This is a genomic window from Roseibium sp. RP-7, assembly GCF_053005225.1.
The window spans coordinates 1,942,471-1,959,070 of the sequence record NZ_JBRKQA010000001.1; the positions used below are offsets into that span (position 1 = coordinate 1,942,471).

17 protein-coding genes are annotated in these 16,600 nt (G+C 57.9%); 5 read left to right on the plus strand and 12 right to left on the minus strand.

Features of this window, described 5'->3' with window-relative positions:
• Positions 1-3 precede the first annotated feature (3 nt).
• The gene (locus ACVDG9_RS08795; protein ID WP_447237761.1) at positions 4-933 is read right to left on the minus strand and encodes an alpha/beta fold hydrolase; all 930 of its coding nucleotides are present in this window, start codon (positions 931-933) and stop codon (positions 4-6) included.
• Positions 934-1,212: 279 nt separating this feature from the next.
• Here ACVDG9_RS08795 and dapA point away from each other — a divergent pair, with 279 nt between their 5' ends.
• Both dapA and smpB read left to right on the plus strand, forming a co-directional pair.
• Positions 1,213-2,091: a 4-hydroxy-tetrahydrodipicolinate synthase gene (dapA, locus tag ACVDG9_RS08800; protein ID WP_447237762.1), complete on the plus strand. Its 879-nt coding sequence runs from the start codon at positions 1,213-1,215 to the stop codon at positions 2,089-2,091.
• Between the two features lie 104 nt (positions 2,092-2,195).
• Complete coding sequence (gene smpB / locus ACVDG9_RS08805) at positions 2,196-2,675, plus strand: SsrA-binding protein SmpB (RefSeq protein ID WP_023003773.1); 480 nt, start codon at positions 2,196-2,198, stop codon at positions 2,673-2,675.
• 186 nt (positions 2,676-2,861) lie between these two features.
• On the opposite strand, the gene ACVDG9_RS08810 is transcribed toward smpB, so the two are convergent.
• The 3 genes from ACVDG9_RS08810 to ACVDG9_RS08820 all read right to left on the minus strand — a co-directional run bounded on the left by ACVDG9_RS08810 (position 2,862) and on the right by ACVDG9_RS08820 (position 5,016).
• Entirely contained in the window at positions 2,862-3,320 is a 459-nt protein-coding gene (locus ACVDG9_RS08810) for an acyl-CoA thioesterase (protein WP_447237763.1), read from the minus strand.
• Positions 3,317-4,480: an iron-containing alcohol dehydrogenase gene (locus ACVDG9_RS08815; RefSeq protein ID WP_447237764.1), complete on the minus strand. Its 1,164-nt coding sequence runs from the start codon at positions 4,478-4,480 to the stop codon at positions 3,317-3,319. The genes ACVDG9_RS08810 and ACVDG9_RS08815 overlap by 4 nt, the downstream gene beginning before the upstream one ends.
• A 128-nt stretch (positions 4,481-4,608) precedes the next feature.
• A complete protein-coding gene (locus ACVDG9_RS08820) occupies positions 4,609-5,016 on the minus strand; it encodes a PTH2-like family protein (protein ID WP_077290276.1) in 408 nt (135 codons plus the stop codon).
• Between ACVDG9_RS08820 and ACVDG9_RS08825 the strand changes: the two genes are divergently transcribed.
• The gene (locus tag ACVDG9_RS08825; protein WP_447237765.1) at positions 5,015-5,923 is read left to right on the plus strand and encodes an AraC family transcriptional regulator; all 909 of its coding nucleotides are present in this window, start codon (positions 5,015-5,017) and stop codon (positions 5,921-5,923) included. The two genes, ACVDG9_RS08820 and ACVDG9_RS08825, sit on opposite strands and share 2 nt — an antisense overlap.
• A 30-nt stretch (positions 5,924-5,953) precedes the next feature.
• Here ACVDG9_RS08825 and parC read toward each other — a convergent pair whose 3' ends face one another.
• On the minus strand, positions 5,954-8,206 hold the full coding sequence (parC, locus tag ACVDG9_RS08830; RefSeq protein ID WP_062489170.1) for a DNA topoisomerase IV subunit A: 2,253 nt from the start codon (positions 8,204-8,206) through the stop codon (positions 5,954-5,956).
• A gap of 322 nt (positions 8,207-8,528) precedes the next feature.
• Between parC and ACVDG9_RS08835 the strand changes: the two genes are divergently transcribed.
• Positions 8,529-10,544, plus strand: a complete 2,016-nt coding sequence (locus ACVDG9_RS08835) for a putative bifunctional diguanylate cyclase/phosphodiesterase (protein WP_447237766.1) — start codon at positions 8,529-8,531, stop codon at positions 10,542-10,544.
• A gap of 124 nt (positions 10,545-10,668) precedes the next feature.
• On the plus strand, positions 10,669-11,343 hold the full coding sequence (lepB, locus tag ACVDG9_RS08840) for a signal peptidase I (RefSeq protein WP_447237767.1): 675 nt from the start codon (positions 10,669-10,671) through the stop codon (positions 11,341-11,343).
• A gap of 17 nt (positions 11,344-11,360) precedes the next feature.
• Here lepB (ACVDG9_RS08840) and recO read toward each other — a convergent pair whose 3' ends face one another.
• The 7 genes from recO to pyrE form a co-directional block, all read right to left on the minus strand.
• A complete protein-coding gene (recO, locus tag ACVDG9_RS08845; protein WP_447237768.1) occupies positions 11,361-12,116 on the minus strand; it encodes a DNA repair protein RecO in 756 nt (251 codons plus the stop codon).
• A 59-nt stretch (positions 12,117-12,175) separates the two neighbouring features.
• Positions 12,176-13,102, minus strand: coding sequence for a GTPase Era (era, locus tag ACVDG9_RS08850; RefSeq protein ID WP_187306554.1), 927 nt, complete (start codon positions 13,100-13,102; stop codon positions 12,176-12,178).
• Positions 13,103-13,189: 87 nt separating this feature from the next.
• Positions 13,190-13,900 carry a ribonuclease III gene (gene rnc / locus ACVDG9_RS08855; protein WP_447237769.1) on the minus strand — a complete coding sequence of 237 codons (711 nt, stop codon included), beginning with the start codon at positions 13,898-13,900 and terminating at the stop codon, positions 13,190-13,192.
• A 36-nt stretch (positions 13,901-13,936) separates the two neighbouring features.
• Positions 13,937-14,689: a signal peptidase I gene (gene lepB, locus ACVDG9_RS08860; protein ID WP_447237770.1), complete on the minus strand. Its 753-nt coding sequence runs from the start codon at positions 14,687-14,689 to the stop codon at positions 13,937-13,939.
• Between the two features lie 115 nt (positions 14,690-14,804).
• Positions 14,805-15,236 (minus strand): holo-ACP synthase, encoded by a 432-nt coding sequence (gene acpS / locus ACVDG9_RS08865; RefSeq protein WP_447237771.1) that lies wholly within the window; start codon positions 15,234-15,236, stop codon positions 14,805-14,807.
• Between the two features lie 72 nt (positions 15,237-15,308).
• On the minus strand, positions 15,309-15,923 hold the full coding sequence (locus ACVDG9_RS08870; protein WP_031270631.1) for a DUF2062 domain-containing protein: 615 nt from the start codon (positions 15,921-15,923) through the stop codon (positions 15,309-15,311).
• 30 nt (positions 15,924-15,953) lie between these two features.
• The gene (pyrE, locus tag ACVDG9_RS08875) at positions 15,954-16,535 is read right to left on the minus strand and encodes an orotate phosphoribosyltransferase (protein WP_023003787.1); all 582 of its coding nucleotides are present in this window, start codon (positions 16,533-16,535) and stop codon (positions 15,954-15,956) included.
• Positions 16,536-16,600: the final 65 nt, after the last annotated feature.

The window sequence follows — 16,600 nt, forward strand, 5'->3', positions numbered from 1 at the left end:
GATTCAAACGCTTTTCAGAAAATCCGAAATCGTCTTGTGCGTCTCGCCATCCCACAGAACAGGGGCATGCCCTTGGCCGGGAATGGTTTTTGCTGTGGCATTCGGGTGGTTGTCCGTCATCCGCCGACATGTTTCCGGGCTCAGCAGATCCGAATGTTCGCCGCGAAGCACCAGAACCGGTCTGTCGGTCAGCTTTTCGTAAAGAGGCCAGAGGTCGGGTGTGGGCGTGGCATCATCGAGACTTGCCAATTGATGGGCGAGGGCGGGGTCGTAGTCCATCATCACATGTCCGTCCTGCTCGCTCGCAAGCTGGCCGGCCAGCTTGAGCCAGTCAGCCTTTACGAAGGCAGGGAATTGATATCCGAGCGTGTGTTCCAGGTTGGCTGCGACGTCTTCATGGGAGGCGCATTTCATGTGGTGGCCGAGTGTTGCGGCTATCCGGTGGATCGCGCGCATCTCGATATGCGGACCAATGTCATTGAAGATCACGGCCGCCATTCGGGATGCGGGATAACGCAAGCCCATTGCCAGGGCATGCAAGCCACCCCGTGAAGTTCCAAGAACGGCAAAACGGTCCAGTCCAAGTTCCGCAATGGCAGCATCGATGTCCTTGTCTTCAACGGTCAAGGCGTAATTGCGCCAATCGGGATCCCAGTCGCTCTTGCCTCGTCCCCTGTAGTCGAGGGCGATGACCCTGTGGCCGCAAGTTTGAAGGAAACGCGCGATCTCATTGAAATCTCGTGTATTTCTGGAAAGCCCCGGCAGGCAGAGAACGGGAATTGGCGACGCTGCCCCTTCCGAATCCGGTTTGGCAGACGGCCACTCGCAGCCTGACAAGGTAAGGCCATCCGGGCTTTTCCAGGTAAAGTCTACTACTGGGGGCATCGGGGCGGTGCTGGAGTTGACAAGCGCTTCTTGCGGCGCAGAAGTCATGGGTGTCTCCCGTAACGTTTCCATCCAAAAGTTGTTTTTTTCAAAGATAGAGTGGATTGCGGGCGGGTGCCAATAGGAAGACTTCGTATCAGGCATTGAAAAGATGAGGCCAGGTGTCGCTGGAAGAGCGCAGTTAAGGCAAGAAAAGTCGAAAAGCAGCAGTTCTATAGCATTGGAACCATTGCTCCTTGTTCGGCAGATGAGTATGTTGCGCCTCCATCTGAAACAGATGCCCTTCCGCCCGTCGGAACCACGACAGTCATCCAAGAGGAAACCGAGATGTTTAAAGGTTCAATTCCAGCGCTGATTACCCCGTTTAAGGACGGAGCGCTTGATGAGAAACGGTTTCAGGAGTTCGTGGACTGGCAGATCGCTGAAGGTTCCTCCGGTCTCGTGCCCGTGGGCACGACCGGCGAAAGCCCGACGCTGACCCATGATGAACACAAGCGGGTTGTCGAACTGTGTGTAGAAGCGGCCGCGGGCCGCGTTCCCGTCATGGCGGGCGCAGGTTCCAACAATACGATCGAAGCAATCGACTTCGCGCAACACGCCGAAAAGGCCGGCGCCAATGCCCTGTTGGTCGTGACGCCTTACTACAACAAGCCGAACCAGGCTGGCATGAAGGCCCATTTCAAGGCCGTCAACGATGCCGTCGGCATCCCGATCTTCATCTACAACATTCCTGGCCGGTCGATTGTCGACATGCTGCCGGAAACGATGGCAGAGCTGTTTGAAACCTGCGAGAACATCAAGGGTGTCAAGGATGCAACGGCTGACATGGCAAAGGCCAGCCGTCAGCGCCATCTGTGTGGACCGGATTTCGTCCAGCTGTCCGGTGAAGATATCTCCGCACTTGCTTTCAATGCTCACGGCGGTGTCGGGTGCATTTCGGTGACCGCAAACGTTGCGCCGCGCCTGTGTGCCGAATTCCAGGCTGCCACGCTTGCCGGTGACTACAAAAAGGCGCTGGAATACCAGGACCGGCTTGCGCCGCTACACCGGGCCATGTTCCTGGAGCCGAGCCCGGGCGGCGCAAAATATGCGCTTTCCCTGCTTGGCAAGGTGGACGAAGAGCTGCGGCTGCCTCTTCTGCCGGTGACAGAGGCAGCACAAGCCGAGATCCGAACTGCAATGGCACACGCAGGGCTGATCAACTGACCGGAAAAGGAATGGCACTGGCTGCCGGGAACTGACGTTCGTCTCGATTGTTTGGCTTTTCGAGACGAACCGAACTTCAAGGCGCTGGCGCCGGAAGGAAAAAAATGGCTCCGAGAAAAGGGGGCGATCCGGGGCGGACAATCATTTCCGACAACCGGAAAGCCCGGTTCAATTTCGAAATCGAAGATACGCTGGAAGCAGGCATCGAGCTGAAAGGCACCGAGGTCAAATCGCTGCGCAACGGCAAGGCGAATATTGCAGAATCCTACGCCGCCGAACATAAGGGCGAGATCTGGATCTACAACGTCTATATTCCGGAATACCTGCAGGCCAATCGGTTCAATCACGAACCGCGCCGTCCGCGAAAATTGCTGTTGCACAAGCGCGAGATCGGCAAGTTGGCTGGTGCCGTCCAGAAGGACGGCAAGACGATTGTCCCACTCAAGCTCTATTTCAATGAGCAGGGCCGGGCAAAGCTGGAATTGGCCCTTGCCCGGGGTAAAAAGCTGCATGACAAGCGCGAGACTGAGAAGAAACGCGATTGGCAGCGCGAAAAGTCCCGCTTGATGAAGAACTTCAGCTGATTTTCGCTATCCACAGCGGCGCTGCGTGACAATTCCATGACTGTGCGTAACCTGTTGAAAGCTTGCGCATAACGTGTGGAAGAGCTGTGCAGTGCCTGTGGGTAGTGAAAACGCCATCCCTGACTTTTCCCGTGGATTGCCTGTGAGCATTCGCAGTGTAACCGTCTCGACGGACTTGTCCGGTATCTAAGCCGTCAAACCTTCCAGGATTTCCCGTTTCCAGTCTGGAATAGGGCAGGGTCTGCGTGTTTCACGGGCCACGTGGACATGGACAAAGCGGCCGTGAGCTGCTGTCGTCTGGCTTTCGCCGGCAAACAATCCAACCCTGAAAATTACAGAAGTTGAGCCAAGTTTTTCAACCTTCAGTCCTGCGGATATGATGGCGGGAAAGGTTAGTTCGGCGAAGTAATGGCAGCCGGTTTCCACCACCAGAAAGATCTCGGGGCTCTTTAGCGGGTCGAGCAGTTTCTTATCAACGTACCAGCTGTTAACAGCCGTATCGAAAAAGCTCAAATACTGAACGTTGTTGACGTGCCCGTAGATGTCCACATCCATCCACCTTGTGGGGATATGTTGAAAAGCTTTGAATTCGGACCTGTTTAAAGGTTCCGGCCTCGCCGCTTGTGGATGAGATGTGATGTTCATAGCGCCGCCCTGTAGATTTCAAGCGCGTCCGTTTCGCCAAGCTCCCGCGGGTTGTTGACCACCAGGCGGGTTTGCTTCATGGCGTCGCTCGCCATTTTGGGCAGATCAGTCTCGCTGATACCGACATCGCGCAGGCGTGTTTGAAGGCCCAGTTTTGCAGCCAGGTCTGCCAGGTTGTCTGCAAACAGGTCAGAGCGCGCCCTGACATCGTTTACCTCGGCAAGTCCAGGGAAAACAATTGGCGCAATCTCGGCATAAGTTTCTGAAGCAACAGCGTTATTGAACTTCAGGACATGTGGCAGAACCAGCGCGTTGGATAGCCCGTGAGGGACGTGAAACGTGCCACCGATGGGATAGGCAAGCGCATGAACCGCGGCCACCGGTGAATTGGCAAAGGCCATGCCGGCAAGCATGGAGCCGAGCAACATCGCGCCACGTGCGTCCCTGTCGTCCGGTGTGAACACGGCCTTTTCAATGTTGGCGCCAAGCAGCTTCAAGGCTTCAACGGCAAGCGTTCGGGAGACGGGGTTGTTGTTTACGGATTTCGAGGCGTATCCCTCGATCGCGTGGACCATGGCATCTATCCCCGTTGCCGCAGTGACCGGGCCCGGCAGGCCAAGCGTCAGCAGCGGGTCGAGGATCGCGAGATCGGGAAGAAGGAAAGGAGACACGACGCCGCGCTTTTCCTCATCCCCGACTGTAATGATCGAGATCGGAGTGACCTCGGAGCCGGTTCCTGCTGTGGTCGGAACGAGGATGAGCGGCAGCCGTGGCCCCTTGGCGTTTCCTATGCCCCAGGCTTCGTCCAGGTCCTCGTTGCTGCCCAGCAGCAGCGCGACAAGCTTTGCGACATCCAGGGAGGAACCTCCGCCGTACCCGATGATCGACGTTGCGCCATGCGAGCGAGCCGCGTCCACGGCGGCATCGACCAGGGACCGCGGCGGATCGGCGACGACGTCACTGAACCGGGCGATGTCATGCCCCGCTCCGACCAGGGATGCCTCGCAGGACGCCTGCAGGCCGAGGGAAACAATGCCGGGATCCGTTACCAGAAAGGGGCGCGGCCCCAGAAAGGAAGCCGCGTGGTTTGCCAGGTTCGCAGCTGCTCCATTTTCGAAGACGATGCGCTGACTGGTATTGAACGTGAACGCCCCTATCATAAGTCCTCCCGGGTTTTCTTTGCCCCACAGTGCCCGGAAAAGACATGCGCAGTCGAGTGAAGATTGATCCGACTTTTGAAGAAGGCGGGAGGGGGGTAATTTTCGAGGCCTGCAAAGTCTGAAGTTGTTCAGGCATGCATCTTCGCGCCCTTGGAAATTTTGTCTGCGACCTTCTTGTCCGCATGAAAGGCAATGCCGACCACCTTCGCATCATCCGGGCCAAAGCGCGAAAAGACCTCCCGGTTCGCACTGTCATGGCCCGTGGTGAACATTTCCTCGATGTAAAGACTTGCCGGAACCGAACGGTCCAGCGTCCGCTTGTGGATCTTGCCGAGTGTTTCTGCGTCGGCACTCAGGACGATGATCGGCTGGACACTCATCGGGTGATAGACATTGGTCGCCGCATCGCTATAGGGTTCGCCGATTATGCCGGGCTTTGCAGCGGCAACGCCGGTTGACAGGAAAGCAGTCACATTCAGCTTCTGCCAGACAGCGAGATCTTCTCGGACAACAACGACGAACTTGGTTTCGAACATGACTTTCAACTCCACGCGGGGATTTCATCTTAAAGGCGAAAGCAAGGAACTAGCGGAGCCGAAGCCGAGTGGTCTTGAACGTTTGTGCGAAGTGGAAGCGGACAGGATCCAGGTAGCGCCACCGGAAGAAGGGATCGAGCGCATTGACGCCCGGTTTCACGGCAACGGCTTTACACCTCACCGGCACGACACCTACGCCATCGGTTTGACCATGAGTGGCGTACAGACCTTCAGTTATCGCGGTGAGAGACGTGCTTCGCTGCCGGGGCAGGTGATCGTCATTCATCCGGACGAGCTGCATGATGGTGGTGCAGGGACTGAACGCGGGCTCCGCTACCGCATGATCTACATTCCGCCGGAGCTGATTTGTGAAACCCTGGCTGCCTCGGGCAACGCGCGCCTGCCGTTTATCGGCTCACCCGTCATCTCCGACGCAGGCTTCAGGAAAGATCTGGCGGACGCCCTGACCGATATCGATCACGAAATGGGTCCTTTCCGGCGCGACTGCCTGATTGCGGATCTGGCAGCTTGCCTGGCTCGTCATGCCGATGACCGCATGGCAGGTGTCTCCTCATTGAACTGGCCGTCCCTCAAGGCCTGCGCCGAGTACCTGAGGGAGGGCTGTGCAGACCGTATAGCCATGGAGGAACTGGAGGACCTGGCGCAGATGGACAGGTTTTTCCTGTCGCGACAGTTTCGAAAGGTCTTTGGAACGAGCCCGCACCGGTATCTCGTCATGCGGCGTCTTGAGAAGGCCAAGACCGAGCTGCATCAGGGAGCGTCACTTGCCGACGCGGCCTTTGCCAGCGGCTTTGCGGATCAAAGTCATCTGACACGTCACTTCAAGCGAACATTCGGGATGACACCCGGTCACTGGCGGCAGCTTTGCGCCGCCAGTATGGCTTAGCCCGATCGGAAAACGACCGGGAGCTTTGCCTTAAAGCTTGCTCGGCCCGAACTTGTTCGACCGGGGGAAACCCGTGGGCGGCAGGCGACCGGCCTGACCGCGTTCGCCGCGCCAGTCCGCAAGCTCTTCCATTGTCCGGGTAAAACTGCGGCCGGAACTGTCGGTCCAGGTCAGGCCGTCTTCGCCCTTGAAGACCCGAATGTCCGAGATGTTGCCGTCCCGGTAGCGCTGCAGGCGGACGCCGCGGCCGCGACCCATTTGCGGGATCTGTGCCATCGGGAATACCAGCAGTTTCCGGTTTTCACCGATGATGGCCACCTGGTCACCCGATGCCTCGACACAGATCGAGGCTTCCGCCGGAGCGCTGAGATTGAGAACCTGCTTGCCCTTGCGCGTATTCGCAACGACGTCGTCCTCGCTGACGACAAAACCACGCGCTTCGGTGGTCGCCAGGAGCAGGTTTCGGCCAGGCTTGTGAACAAAGGCGTTGACCACGTCCTGTGCTTCGTCCATTTCCACCATCAGACGTATCGGCTCGCCATGGCCGCGTCCACCAGGCAGGCGGTCGGCGCCAAGCGTGAAGAACTTGCCTCCGGTGGAGAACAGCAGGATCTTGTCCGTCGTCTCCGCATGCAGCGACAGTTTCAGTTTGTCGCCTTGCTTGAACGCAACACCGGAAAGGTCCGTCTGGTGACCTTTCATCGCCCGGATCCAGCCCTTTTCGGAAATGATGACGGTGATCGGTTCCTTTTCGATCATCGCCTGCTGGATGTCGATCAGGTCCGTTTCCGGAGCTTCGGACTTGTCGGTCCGGCGCTTGCCAATTTCGGTTTCAGGGCCATAGACCTTGGAGATTTCCGCAATTTCCTTGGAGATCTTGGTCCACTGACGCGCATCGGAACCGAGCAGTTTGGTCAGGTCGTCCTTCTCGGCCGACAACTTGTCGTGTTCCTTGCGGATTTCCATTTCTTCCAGCTTGCGCAAGGAGCGCAGGCGCATGTTGAGGATGGCTTCCGCCTGAACGTCCGACAGCTCGAAAGTCCGCATCAGTTCGGCTTTGGGTTCGTCCTCTTCGCGGATGATGCGGATGACCTCGTCCAGGTTCAGATAGGCAACAAGATAGCCTTCCAGAACTTCCAGACGGTGGTTGATCTGGCCGAGACGGTACTCGGAACGGCGGATCAGCACTTCCTTGCGGTGATCCAGCCATTCGCGCAGGACCTGTTTCAGGCCCATGACCATCGGCACCTTGCCCATGGAAAGGACGTTCATGTTCAAGGAGAACCGGTTTTCCAGGTCCGTCAGCTTGAACAGGGATTCCATGAGGATATTTGCGTCGACATTGCGCGAACGCGGCACCAGGACGATGCGGATGTCTTCGGCAGATTCATCGCGGATATCGTCCAGAAGCGGCAGCTTGCGCGCCGTCAGCAGTTCGGCGATCTTTTCGATCAGGCGTGACTTCTGCACCTGGTAGGGGATCTCGGTGACGACGATCGCCCATTGCCCGCGGCCGAGATCTTCCACTTCCCAGCGGGCACGAACGCGGAAACTGCCGCGTCCGGTTTCATAGGCCTCGCGAATGGACCCCTGGTCCGACACCAGAAGGCCGCCGGTCGGGAAATCCGGGCCCTTGATGTACTCCAGCAGCTCGCCGGTTTCCGCATTCGGGTTCTTGATCAGGTGTTGGCAGGCTTCACAGAGCTCGAACGCATTGTGCGGCGGAATGGAGGTCGCCATGCCAACGGCAATGCCCGACGAACCGTTGCCGAGAAGGTTCGGGAAACCGCCCGGCAGAACGATCGGCTCCTTGTCCTCACCGTCATAGGTCTCACGGAAATCGACGGCATTCTCGTCCAGGCCGTCCAGCAGCCGTTTGGCCGTGTCGGTCATGCGCGCTTCGGTGTAACGCATGGCAGCCGCGTTATCGCCGTCAACGTTGCCGAAGTTGCCCTGTCCGTCGATCAGCGGATAGCGCTGCGCGAAGTCCTGGGCGAGACGAACGAGGGCATCGTAGACCGCCTGGTCGCCGTGCGGGTGGTATTTACCGATCACGTCACCAACAACACGGGCACATTTCTTGAAGCCGGACCCAGGGTCCAGTTTCAAAAGGCGCATTGCGTAAAGCAGGCGCCTGTGCACGGGTTTCAAACCGTCGCGCACATCCGGCAAGGCCCGGTGCATGATGGTCGACAGTGCATAGGCCAGATAGCGCTCTTCCAGCGCATTCTTGAGATTGATGCTCTCAATGCCGCTTGGCGGCGGTGTCGTCTCTTTTCCCATACTTGCTTGCTAGCTGTTTCAGGCACGAGGTGCAATTCGCTAACTGCCTCGAATGGCCGGGAACAGCGGATTTTCAACGGATTTCACACGTCTGTGGGTGAATTCCTATCCGCCACAGGCGAAGGCAGGAGAGTGCGGAAGGCGTGCGAGCAAGAAGTCCATTCAAAGAAAAACTCGAAGTAAAATATCGAAAACTGCGAAGCTTCCTTAATGTCATGTCAAGGAGAGAGCGGTATTAATCCAAGAAAGGCTGCGGATTTTACCGATGCCGGGTTAAACTTTGGAACATGCCTGAATGGGTTCAAACTGGTTGACGTCGGCCTTGACGGCTTTCAAAACGTGGGTTGCTGGTGATAGTGGCGACCCGGACGTTGCCCTTGCGCAATATCAGTTCATCCAGCGCCAGACACCGTTCCTCTACATGATGAGCCTGGCTGGCGGTTGGGGTTTGTCGGTGACGCACTGGTCGGTTGCTCCAATCGCTCTGACGCTTGTGGTGCCGCTACTCGTGACCGCCTTCGCCGTGCAGCGGATCGTGACGGTTCGCAGGCGCCAGAAAGAAACGCCGAGCCACGCTGAAATTCTTGCCTGGCAGAAGCAGGCCAAGGTCTTAGCGGTGGTTTCGCCTGCGATTTTCTCGATCTGGGTTCTGTCGCTTTTTCCCTATGGCGGGCCATACCTGCAGGTTCAGGTGGTCTTCACGATTGCCGTCGCCAATCTGGTGCTGCTTTTCTGCCTGATCCATTTTCGCGCGGTTGCCCTCATCAACGCCTTCTGCGCCAACACCTTGTATTTTATATACTTTGCCATCGCAGGCGAGCATGTCTTCACCTATTTCGCGCTCTATGGAATAGCGGCTTCCATGGGGGCCTTCTTCATCCTGAACAACCACTATCGCGGCTTCATCAAACTGATCCGCACGGGCAGGGATCTGAAACGTCATTCCGAGGAACTGGAACACAAGCAGGATGAAACCCAGAAACTGAGTGATCTGAACTACTACATCGCGAACCACGATCACATGACCGGTCTGCCCAACCGGCGTTGCTTTCTTCTGGAACTGGACCAAAGCTTCAGGTCGGCTCGCCAGTCGGGAGAATCGCTGTCGTTATGTGTATTCGATCTGGGAGGCCTCAGGGCCATCAACAACATCTATGGGCTCAACACCGGAGATCAGATCCTTCTTGAGGTCGTGCGGCGGCTGAAATCCAAACTTGCACCGCAAATGTTCGTGGCCCGGATTGCCGGTGACGAGTTCGCTCTATTAGCCGTTGGGGACGAAGCTGCCTTTTCGGACGTCAGCAGTTTCTTTGACGAACTGTTTGCGGAGAGTTGCCAACTGCCGGAAGCCAGCATGAAGCTGAACTATGCCGCCGGTATAGCTCATCTGGATGAAAGCGTTCTGTCACCGACGGACCTGCTGGAACACGCCGTCTACGTTCTCCAGGAAGCAAAGCTTAATCGGAACGAGCCGGTTGCCGTGTTCGGACCGCGCCACAGCGAACAGATGCTGTCCCACGCCAGAGTTACCCAGGCGCTGCAGTCGGCGGACATTGAAGCCGAATTGTCGGTTGCCTTTCAACCGATCGTGGATGTGGCACACAACCGGATTACGGGTGTGGAATGTCTTGCCCGTTGGAACAGTCCGTTGCTGGGCAATGTGCCGCCAGGTGAGTTCATCCCCATTGCCGAACGTTGCGGAGTGATCAACAGGCTGACGCTGGTCTTGTTGCGCAAGGCGCTTGAAGCCGCTCGTCACTGGCCAGCCGATCTGAAGCTGTCTTTCAACCTGTCGGCAAGCAACCTGTCGTCCCGTGGTTTCGTGCAGGAGATACTCGACCTGTTGGAGAGCTTCGGATTTGAGCCAGGGCGACTGCATTGCGAAGTGACGGAAACTTCCGTGATGTGGGATTTCAAGGAAGCGAGCCGGGCGATCCTGGCCTTGAAGGAAACCGGGATCCGTCTGTCACTCGACGATTTCGGCACCGGTTATTCGAGCCTTTCCCATGTTCACAAGCTGCCCCTCGACTGCATCAAGGTCGATCGAAGTTTCGTCCACGGAATTCGGCCGGATACAGCCGGATATGGCATCGTCAAGTCGCTGTTGGCCCTCAGCCGCGACATGGGCATTGCCTGCGTTGTCGAAGGCGTTGAAACGGAAGAAGAACTGTCCGTTCTAAAAAGTCTCGGCACAAGCGAAGTGCAGGGCTACCTGTTTTCCAGGCCGCTTTCCGAAGCGGATCTTGGACGCCTGTTTGCCACGGGCATGACCCTTTCCAGCGGCACTATGCAATCGGACGACCCTCCGGTTGCTTTGGAGGCTGCCCAGGCAGGATGAAGGCGCGTCGTCTAGATACCTTTGGTTGCAGGAAAGGATTGTAGGAATTAGCACCGTCCCTTAGACCGTCGAAAGGTTTATTCAGCCGCACTGCCAATCGTGTGGTTCCTTTGCTGGGGGGGGCATGGCTTCCAAACGCAAATCTTTTCGCTGGCTCTTGGTCGGTTTGGTAGCGCTGGTTCTGGTTGCGGTCGCGGTGTCCTGGAACGATTTTTACCTGCTGCGCCTGAAAACCTATTCCAATCTTTCAAGCAACATGCGTCCGACCCTGGAGGTCGATGAAGTTGTTCTTGCGACAAAAATCTTCCCCTCAATGGGCGAGCACTATGAGCCAGTCCGCGGAGACGTAATCGTTTTCACTATCGCCGCCAAAAGAGCGAACGATTATATGAAAAGGGTCATCGGCTTGCCTGGCGAGCGCATACGGCTTCAGGACGGCGTGGTGCTGATCAATGATGTGCCTGTTCCACGTCAGGCCCTTGCAGACTATCGCTACGAGGATCGAGACGGCTCAGAGATCTCTGCTCCGCGATTCAGGGAAACTTTGCCGAACGGCAGAAGTTACGAAGTTCTGGATCTCGATCCGCAAGGAGAAATGGACACGACAAGAGAATATGTCGTGCCCGACGGTCATCTGTTTGTAATGGGCGACAATCGAGACAACTCCGTCGATAGTCGTTTTACAGACTACATCGGGTATGTACCGCTGAGTGGGGTCTTCGGTGTCGTTGAGATGATCCTTCTTCCGAAAGGCGAGGGCAGTTCGCTTTGGCAGCCGCGGCAGCCGGAGTCAAATTAGCATGTGACCCTGAACGGTCAGAAATTCCAGGGAAATTCGGTTCGGTAACGCTTCTCAAGGGCGGAGAGTACCTGGCTTCGCGTGCCGCCGTCCCTGGTGCCATGTTCCTGCAGGTATCTGTTCAGAAAAAAGCTTGTCAGGTCGAACCCCTGGGTGACATCAGCCCAGGTCAGCTCACTGCCGGCCTGCCGTTGCCCCTCAAGAAGAAAGCCGGGCAGGGGCTGCAGACGGTCATGATAGGGCGTGCCGGCTTCCCGGCAGACCGCACGGGCGGATTTCGGCGACACGTAAGCCAGGTCTTCGTTGCTGCCTGTGGCGGCGCAGGACGAAAGATCGAGACCGATGCCGAGGTCGCGCAATACCTCAAGCTCGAAACGGACCAGAAGCGCGGCTGCCGCGTCCGAAGCCTCCAGATGGTCCAGAACCACCGTTAGCGCATTGAACAGTCTCGGGTAGGCGTGGCGTTCGGGCAGGAGACGGAGCAAAAAGGCCAGATGCTGAAGCGCGGCCAGACCGAGGCTGCTGGTCATGAGGTCACCCGCCCGCAGGGTTTCCGGCTCTATGTGAAATTGACCGAGATGGTCGGAAAGGCGCGCCTTCCAGGTGAGGGTAAGCTCGTTGCCGGGCTGCAGAACAGGCCGGTGCCGCCGAGAGCGGCCACCACGGACAAGACCGAGGTGGCGGCCATGATCCAGCGTCATGGCCTCCAGAATGACATCGTTTTCGCCGTGTTTGCGGGTGGTCAGCACCACGCCGCGTCCGCTCCATTCCAAGGGCCGTTTCCCGTTTCATGTCAGGCCGGGAGTTTGGCGGATTCGGCGATCCGCGCAAATTATTTCGGAAATTCCAGTCCCATTTCCCGGTAACGCTCCGGATCGTCGGCCCAGTTCTCCCGAACCTTCACGAACAGGAACAGGTGGACGGGAGCTTCGATGATTTCCGAGAGCTCTTCGCGCGCTGCCTGTGAAATCGCCTTGATCGTCTGTCCGCGTTTGCCGAGCACAATGGACTTCTGGCTGTCCCGTTCCACGTAGATGGTCTGTTCGATCCGGGCCGACCCATCCTTGCGGGCCTGCCACTGTTCCGTCTCCACGGTGGAGATATAGGGCAGTTCCTCATGCAGGCGCTCGAACAGCTTTTCGCGGGTGATTTCGGCGGCAAGAATGCGCAGGGGCAGGTCCGACGGCTGGTCTTCCGGAAAGAGCCAGGGGCCGTCCGGAACCTTGGACGCGAAATAGTCGAGGATGGTTTCGGTGCCGTCGCCGGTCAGAGCCGATACCATGAAGGTTTCTTCAAAAGAGACGAATTCGTTGATCTTCTGCGCCAGCTGCAGAAGTTTTTCACGCTTGGCGACATCGGTCTTGTTGAGGATCAGAACCTTCGGTGCCTGCTGGCTGGACAGGCGCTTGAGGATGTTCTCCACTTCCTCGGTCAGGCCTTTGCGGGCATCGACCAGAAGCGCGATCAGGTCGGCATCGCGCGCACCGCCCCAGGCGGTGTCGACCATGGCGCGATCGAGCCGGCGCTTGGGTTTGAAGATGCCCGGCGTGTCGATGAACACCAGCTGTGCCGCGCCGTGCATGGCCACGCCGCGCACAATCGTGCGTGTTGTCTGCACCTTGTGCGTAACGATGGAGACCTTGGTGCCGACAAGCTGATTGATCAGCGTCGATTTGCCGGCATTGGGCGCGCCTATCAGGGCAATGAAACCCGCCTTGGTATCAGCAGGCATCTCCGGCAGCGGCTCAGGCAGCGGCATGTCGAAACGGCCGGTGGGGGCCTGAAAGCCGTTGTCGTCATCTTCGTCCATCGGACCATCGTTGGTCGTGTTATCGTTCAAGCTGTCTTATTCCTTCCAGACGCCTTCCCGGCGCAATACGGCCTCTGCCGCATTCTGTTCCGCAATCCGTTTGGAGCCACCCTTGCCTTCGCCTGGCGGCAGCCCCTGAACGGTCACCGACACGGTGAAATTCGGTGCGTGGTCCGGTCCGTCCCGGCCTGTTACCTCATATCGCGGTGTCGGCAGGCTCTTCGATTGTGCCCATTCCTGCAGCGTTGTCTTGGCGTCGCGCAGTGGACCCGACCAGGATAGCATACGCGGCTCCCAAAGGCGCGTAATGAAGCTTTCAGCTGCCTCAAACCCGCCGTCCAGGTAAATCGCGGCAATGACGGACTCGCAAATATCGGCGAGCAGGGCGGTTTTCTTCCGGCCCCCGGTCTGTGCTTCTGCAAGCCCGATGCGCATCGCATCGCCGACACCAAGTTCCTGGGCAATTTCCGCGCAGGTTTCGCGCTTGACCATGTGGTTGAAACGCCGCGCCAACTCACCTTCATCAGCCTTGGGAAAATGCTTGTGCAGCATGGAAGCTATCACGAGGCCGAGAACCCGGTCGCCAAGGAACTCCAGACGCTGATAACTGCCCGATACTGTTTCAGACGGTGCAAGGGCACTGGCATGGGTCAGCGCGACCCGCAGGAGTTCCAGGTCCTGAAACTCATATTGCAGTGCCGTTTTCAGGGCCGAAATCGGACCTGGTTGATGCAGTTGTCTTTTCATGCAGCCTGCTTCGGCGGCGTTCCGCCAAAGCCCCGGTTAGAGTGTCCGGCCAATCCGTTCCCATCGAACGCTCCACGGCCAGGACCAGATATGCCAGGCAGGAGTTCCGTCCTTGACGGAGAAGAACAGGATTTCGGCACGGCCCATGAAGTTTTCGAACGGAACGTAGCCGACCCTGTTCAGATAACGGCTGTCGACGGAGTTGTCGCGGTTGTCGCCCATCATGAAGTAATGGCCTTCGGGCACCTTGTACTCGCGGGTGTTGTCCACCTCTCCGCGTGTTGTCAGGTCCAGGGTTTCATAAGAAACGCCGTTCGGCAGGGTTTCCCGATAGCGCGGCACCCGACGTACGATGCCGGACGGAGACTGTTCGATAAAATCATCGATCTTTTCGCGTTTGACCGGTTCGCCATTGATATGCACCACGCCGTCGATCACCTGGATGGTATCGCCAGGCAGGCCGATCACGCGCTTGATGTAGTCAACGGACGTGTCGGTCGGCAGCTTGAAAACAGCGACGTCACCGCGTTCCGGTTCGGAAGACCAGATGCGGCCGCTGAACGGGCCGAGGCCGAAAGGGAAGGAAAAGCGGGAATATCCATAGCTGAATTTGGAGACGAACAGATAGTCGCCAATCAACAAGGTATCCTTCATCGAGCCGGATGGAATGTTAAACGGCTGGAACAGGAATGTTCGCACGATCAGGGCAAGCAACAGCGCCTGGACAATAACCTTGATGGTTTCGGCGAGGCCGCTGTCCTTATCCTTCTTGTTTTCCGTCACGCTCATTTTGTCCCTTGATCAAATTTGTCCGGCGTTCTGGTCTGCAACGCCGCGTACAGCCGGACTCTTATCCGCTAGCGCCTGCCAACGCAATGAGAGGAAGGCCCCTGAGGCTGGGCTTTCAGGGGGAATCCGCCCCTGGCGGCTCGGGCCAGTCGGTCGGCCACGCCGAAATGACGACAAATGCCTGTGCAAGCGGATAATCATCCGTAATGGTCAGATCAATCGTGGTCCTGAAACCGGCAGGCGCCATTGCCTGCAATCGTTCGGCAGCGCCACCGGTCAGGGCAATGGTGGGTTTGCCGGAAGGAAGGTTGACGACGCCCATTTCCCGCCAGGCGACCCCCATGCGAATGCCGCTGCCAAGTGCCTTCGAGCAGGCTTCCTTGGCCGCAAACCGTTTTGCATAGGATGCGGCGCGCTCGGCGCGTTTGTCAGATTTTGTCCGCTCGATTTCGGTGAAGACCCGGTTGGTAAAGCGCTCGCCGAATCTTTCGAGTGTTTTCTCGATCCGGCGGATATCGATCAGATCGCTGCCAATTCCAAGGATCATGGCCTTGCTTTCCAGGTTGCGGCGGGATGGGTTCTTGGTCCCGGTCTTAGTTGGACAGGTCGTCCACGAAAATCAAGCGCTGCCGTCTTCTTCGACAGTGTTGCCCGGGGCAGGGAACAAACGGCCATGTTTGCCGGCGCCCTTGTCGGCCAGCTTGTTTCTGCGGCGGCGCTGGTAGACCTCGACGCTCTTGTAAACGACCACATAGGAGACCGTTCCAACGATCAATCCAAGAGGAACCGCACCGATGAACATCGGTTTGAGCATTGGCCAGAGCGCGTCGAGAGATTTTTCGAAAAGACCTTGCTGAAACTGCTGGTGAACCTGATGCGGGTCCGCCTTTGGAGCGCGCCCGTGGATGATCCACTGTCCGATTTTGAAGGTGAAGGCCCAAATGAACGGGAACGTCAGTGGATTGCCGACGGACGTTCCAAGCGCTGCTGCTATCATGTTGCCGCGCACCAGGTAGGCAAGTGCGAAAGCGGTCAGGAAATGGAAGCCGACAAGAGGTGTGCATGAGGCGAAGGCGCCCGCGGCAAAGCCAAGGGCAATCGCGTGGGGTGTCGCCGTGAGGCGCAAGACGCGCTTGCCGAAATAGCGGGTCGACCGCGCCCAGCTGTTCCGGGGCCAGACGGCAACGCGCAGTCGCTCAATCCGTGTTGGCCTATTTCTCCGGCGAAACAGCATGGTCTAAGGTTCGTTCCCGTCTTTTATCGTTCAGCTCAGTCCGCGGCTGCCAGGTTTGACAGCTGGCAAGGCGGCAAGTTCCGGCGGCAGGTTGTCAGGTTCATAGGCCGGAACCTTGTATTCTGCCAGAGCAATCACCGGAACCGAGGCGTCAGCCTCGCCGCCGGAGCGGTCGATCAGGCAGGCAACACCGAGGACTTCAGCACCAAGAGCTTTCAACGAGGTTACCGTTTCCCGACTCGATAGGCCGGTCGTGACAATATCCTCTACAACAATGACACGGGCGCCTTGCGGCATTTCGAAGCGGCGCAGTCGAAACTCCCCGTCCTCACGCTCCACCCACATGGCGGGAACGCCAAGATGGCGGGCGGTTTCGTAGCCCGGAATAAGACCACCGAGCGCCGGCGATACGATGTAGTCGATCTGGCCCAGGCCGGAGGCGCGGATCTTGTCGGCGAGTGCCTTGCAGAGCTTTTCCGTCTTGTCCGGATACATGAACACGCGGGCCTTCTGCAGAAATACCGGGCTGCGCAGTCCGGAGGTCAGAATGAAGTGACCTTCCAGAAAGGCGCCGGCCTCGCGGAATACGGCCAGAACTTCATCGCGTGTCATTATCAGATCCCCTCAAATTCTTTGGCGGCGGCAGGTCTTCCATGGTCAAGCGGCTGTGTCACTCA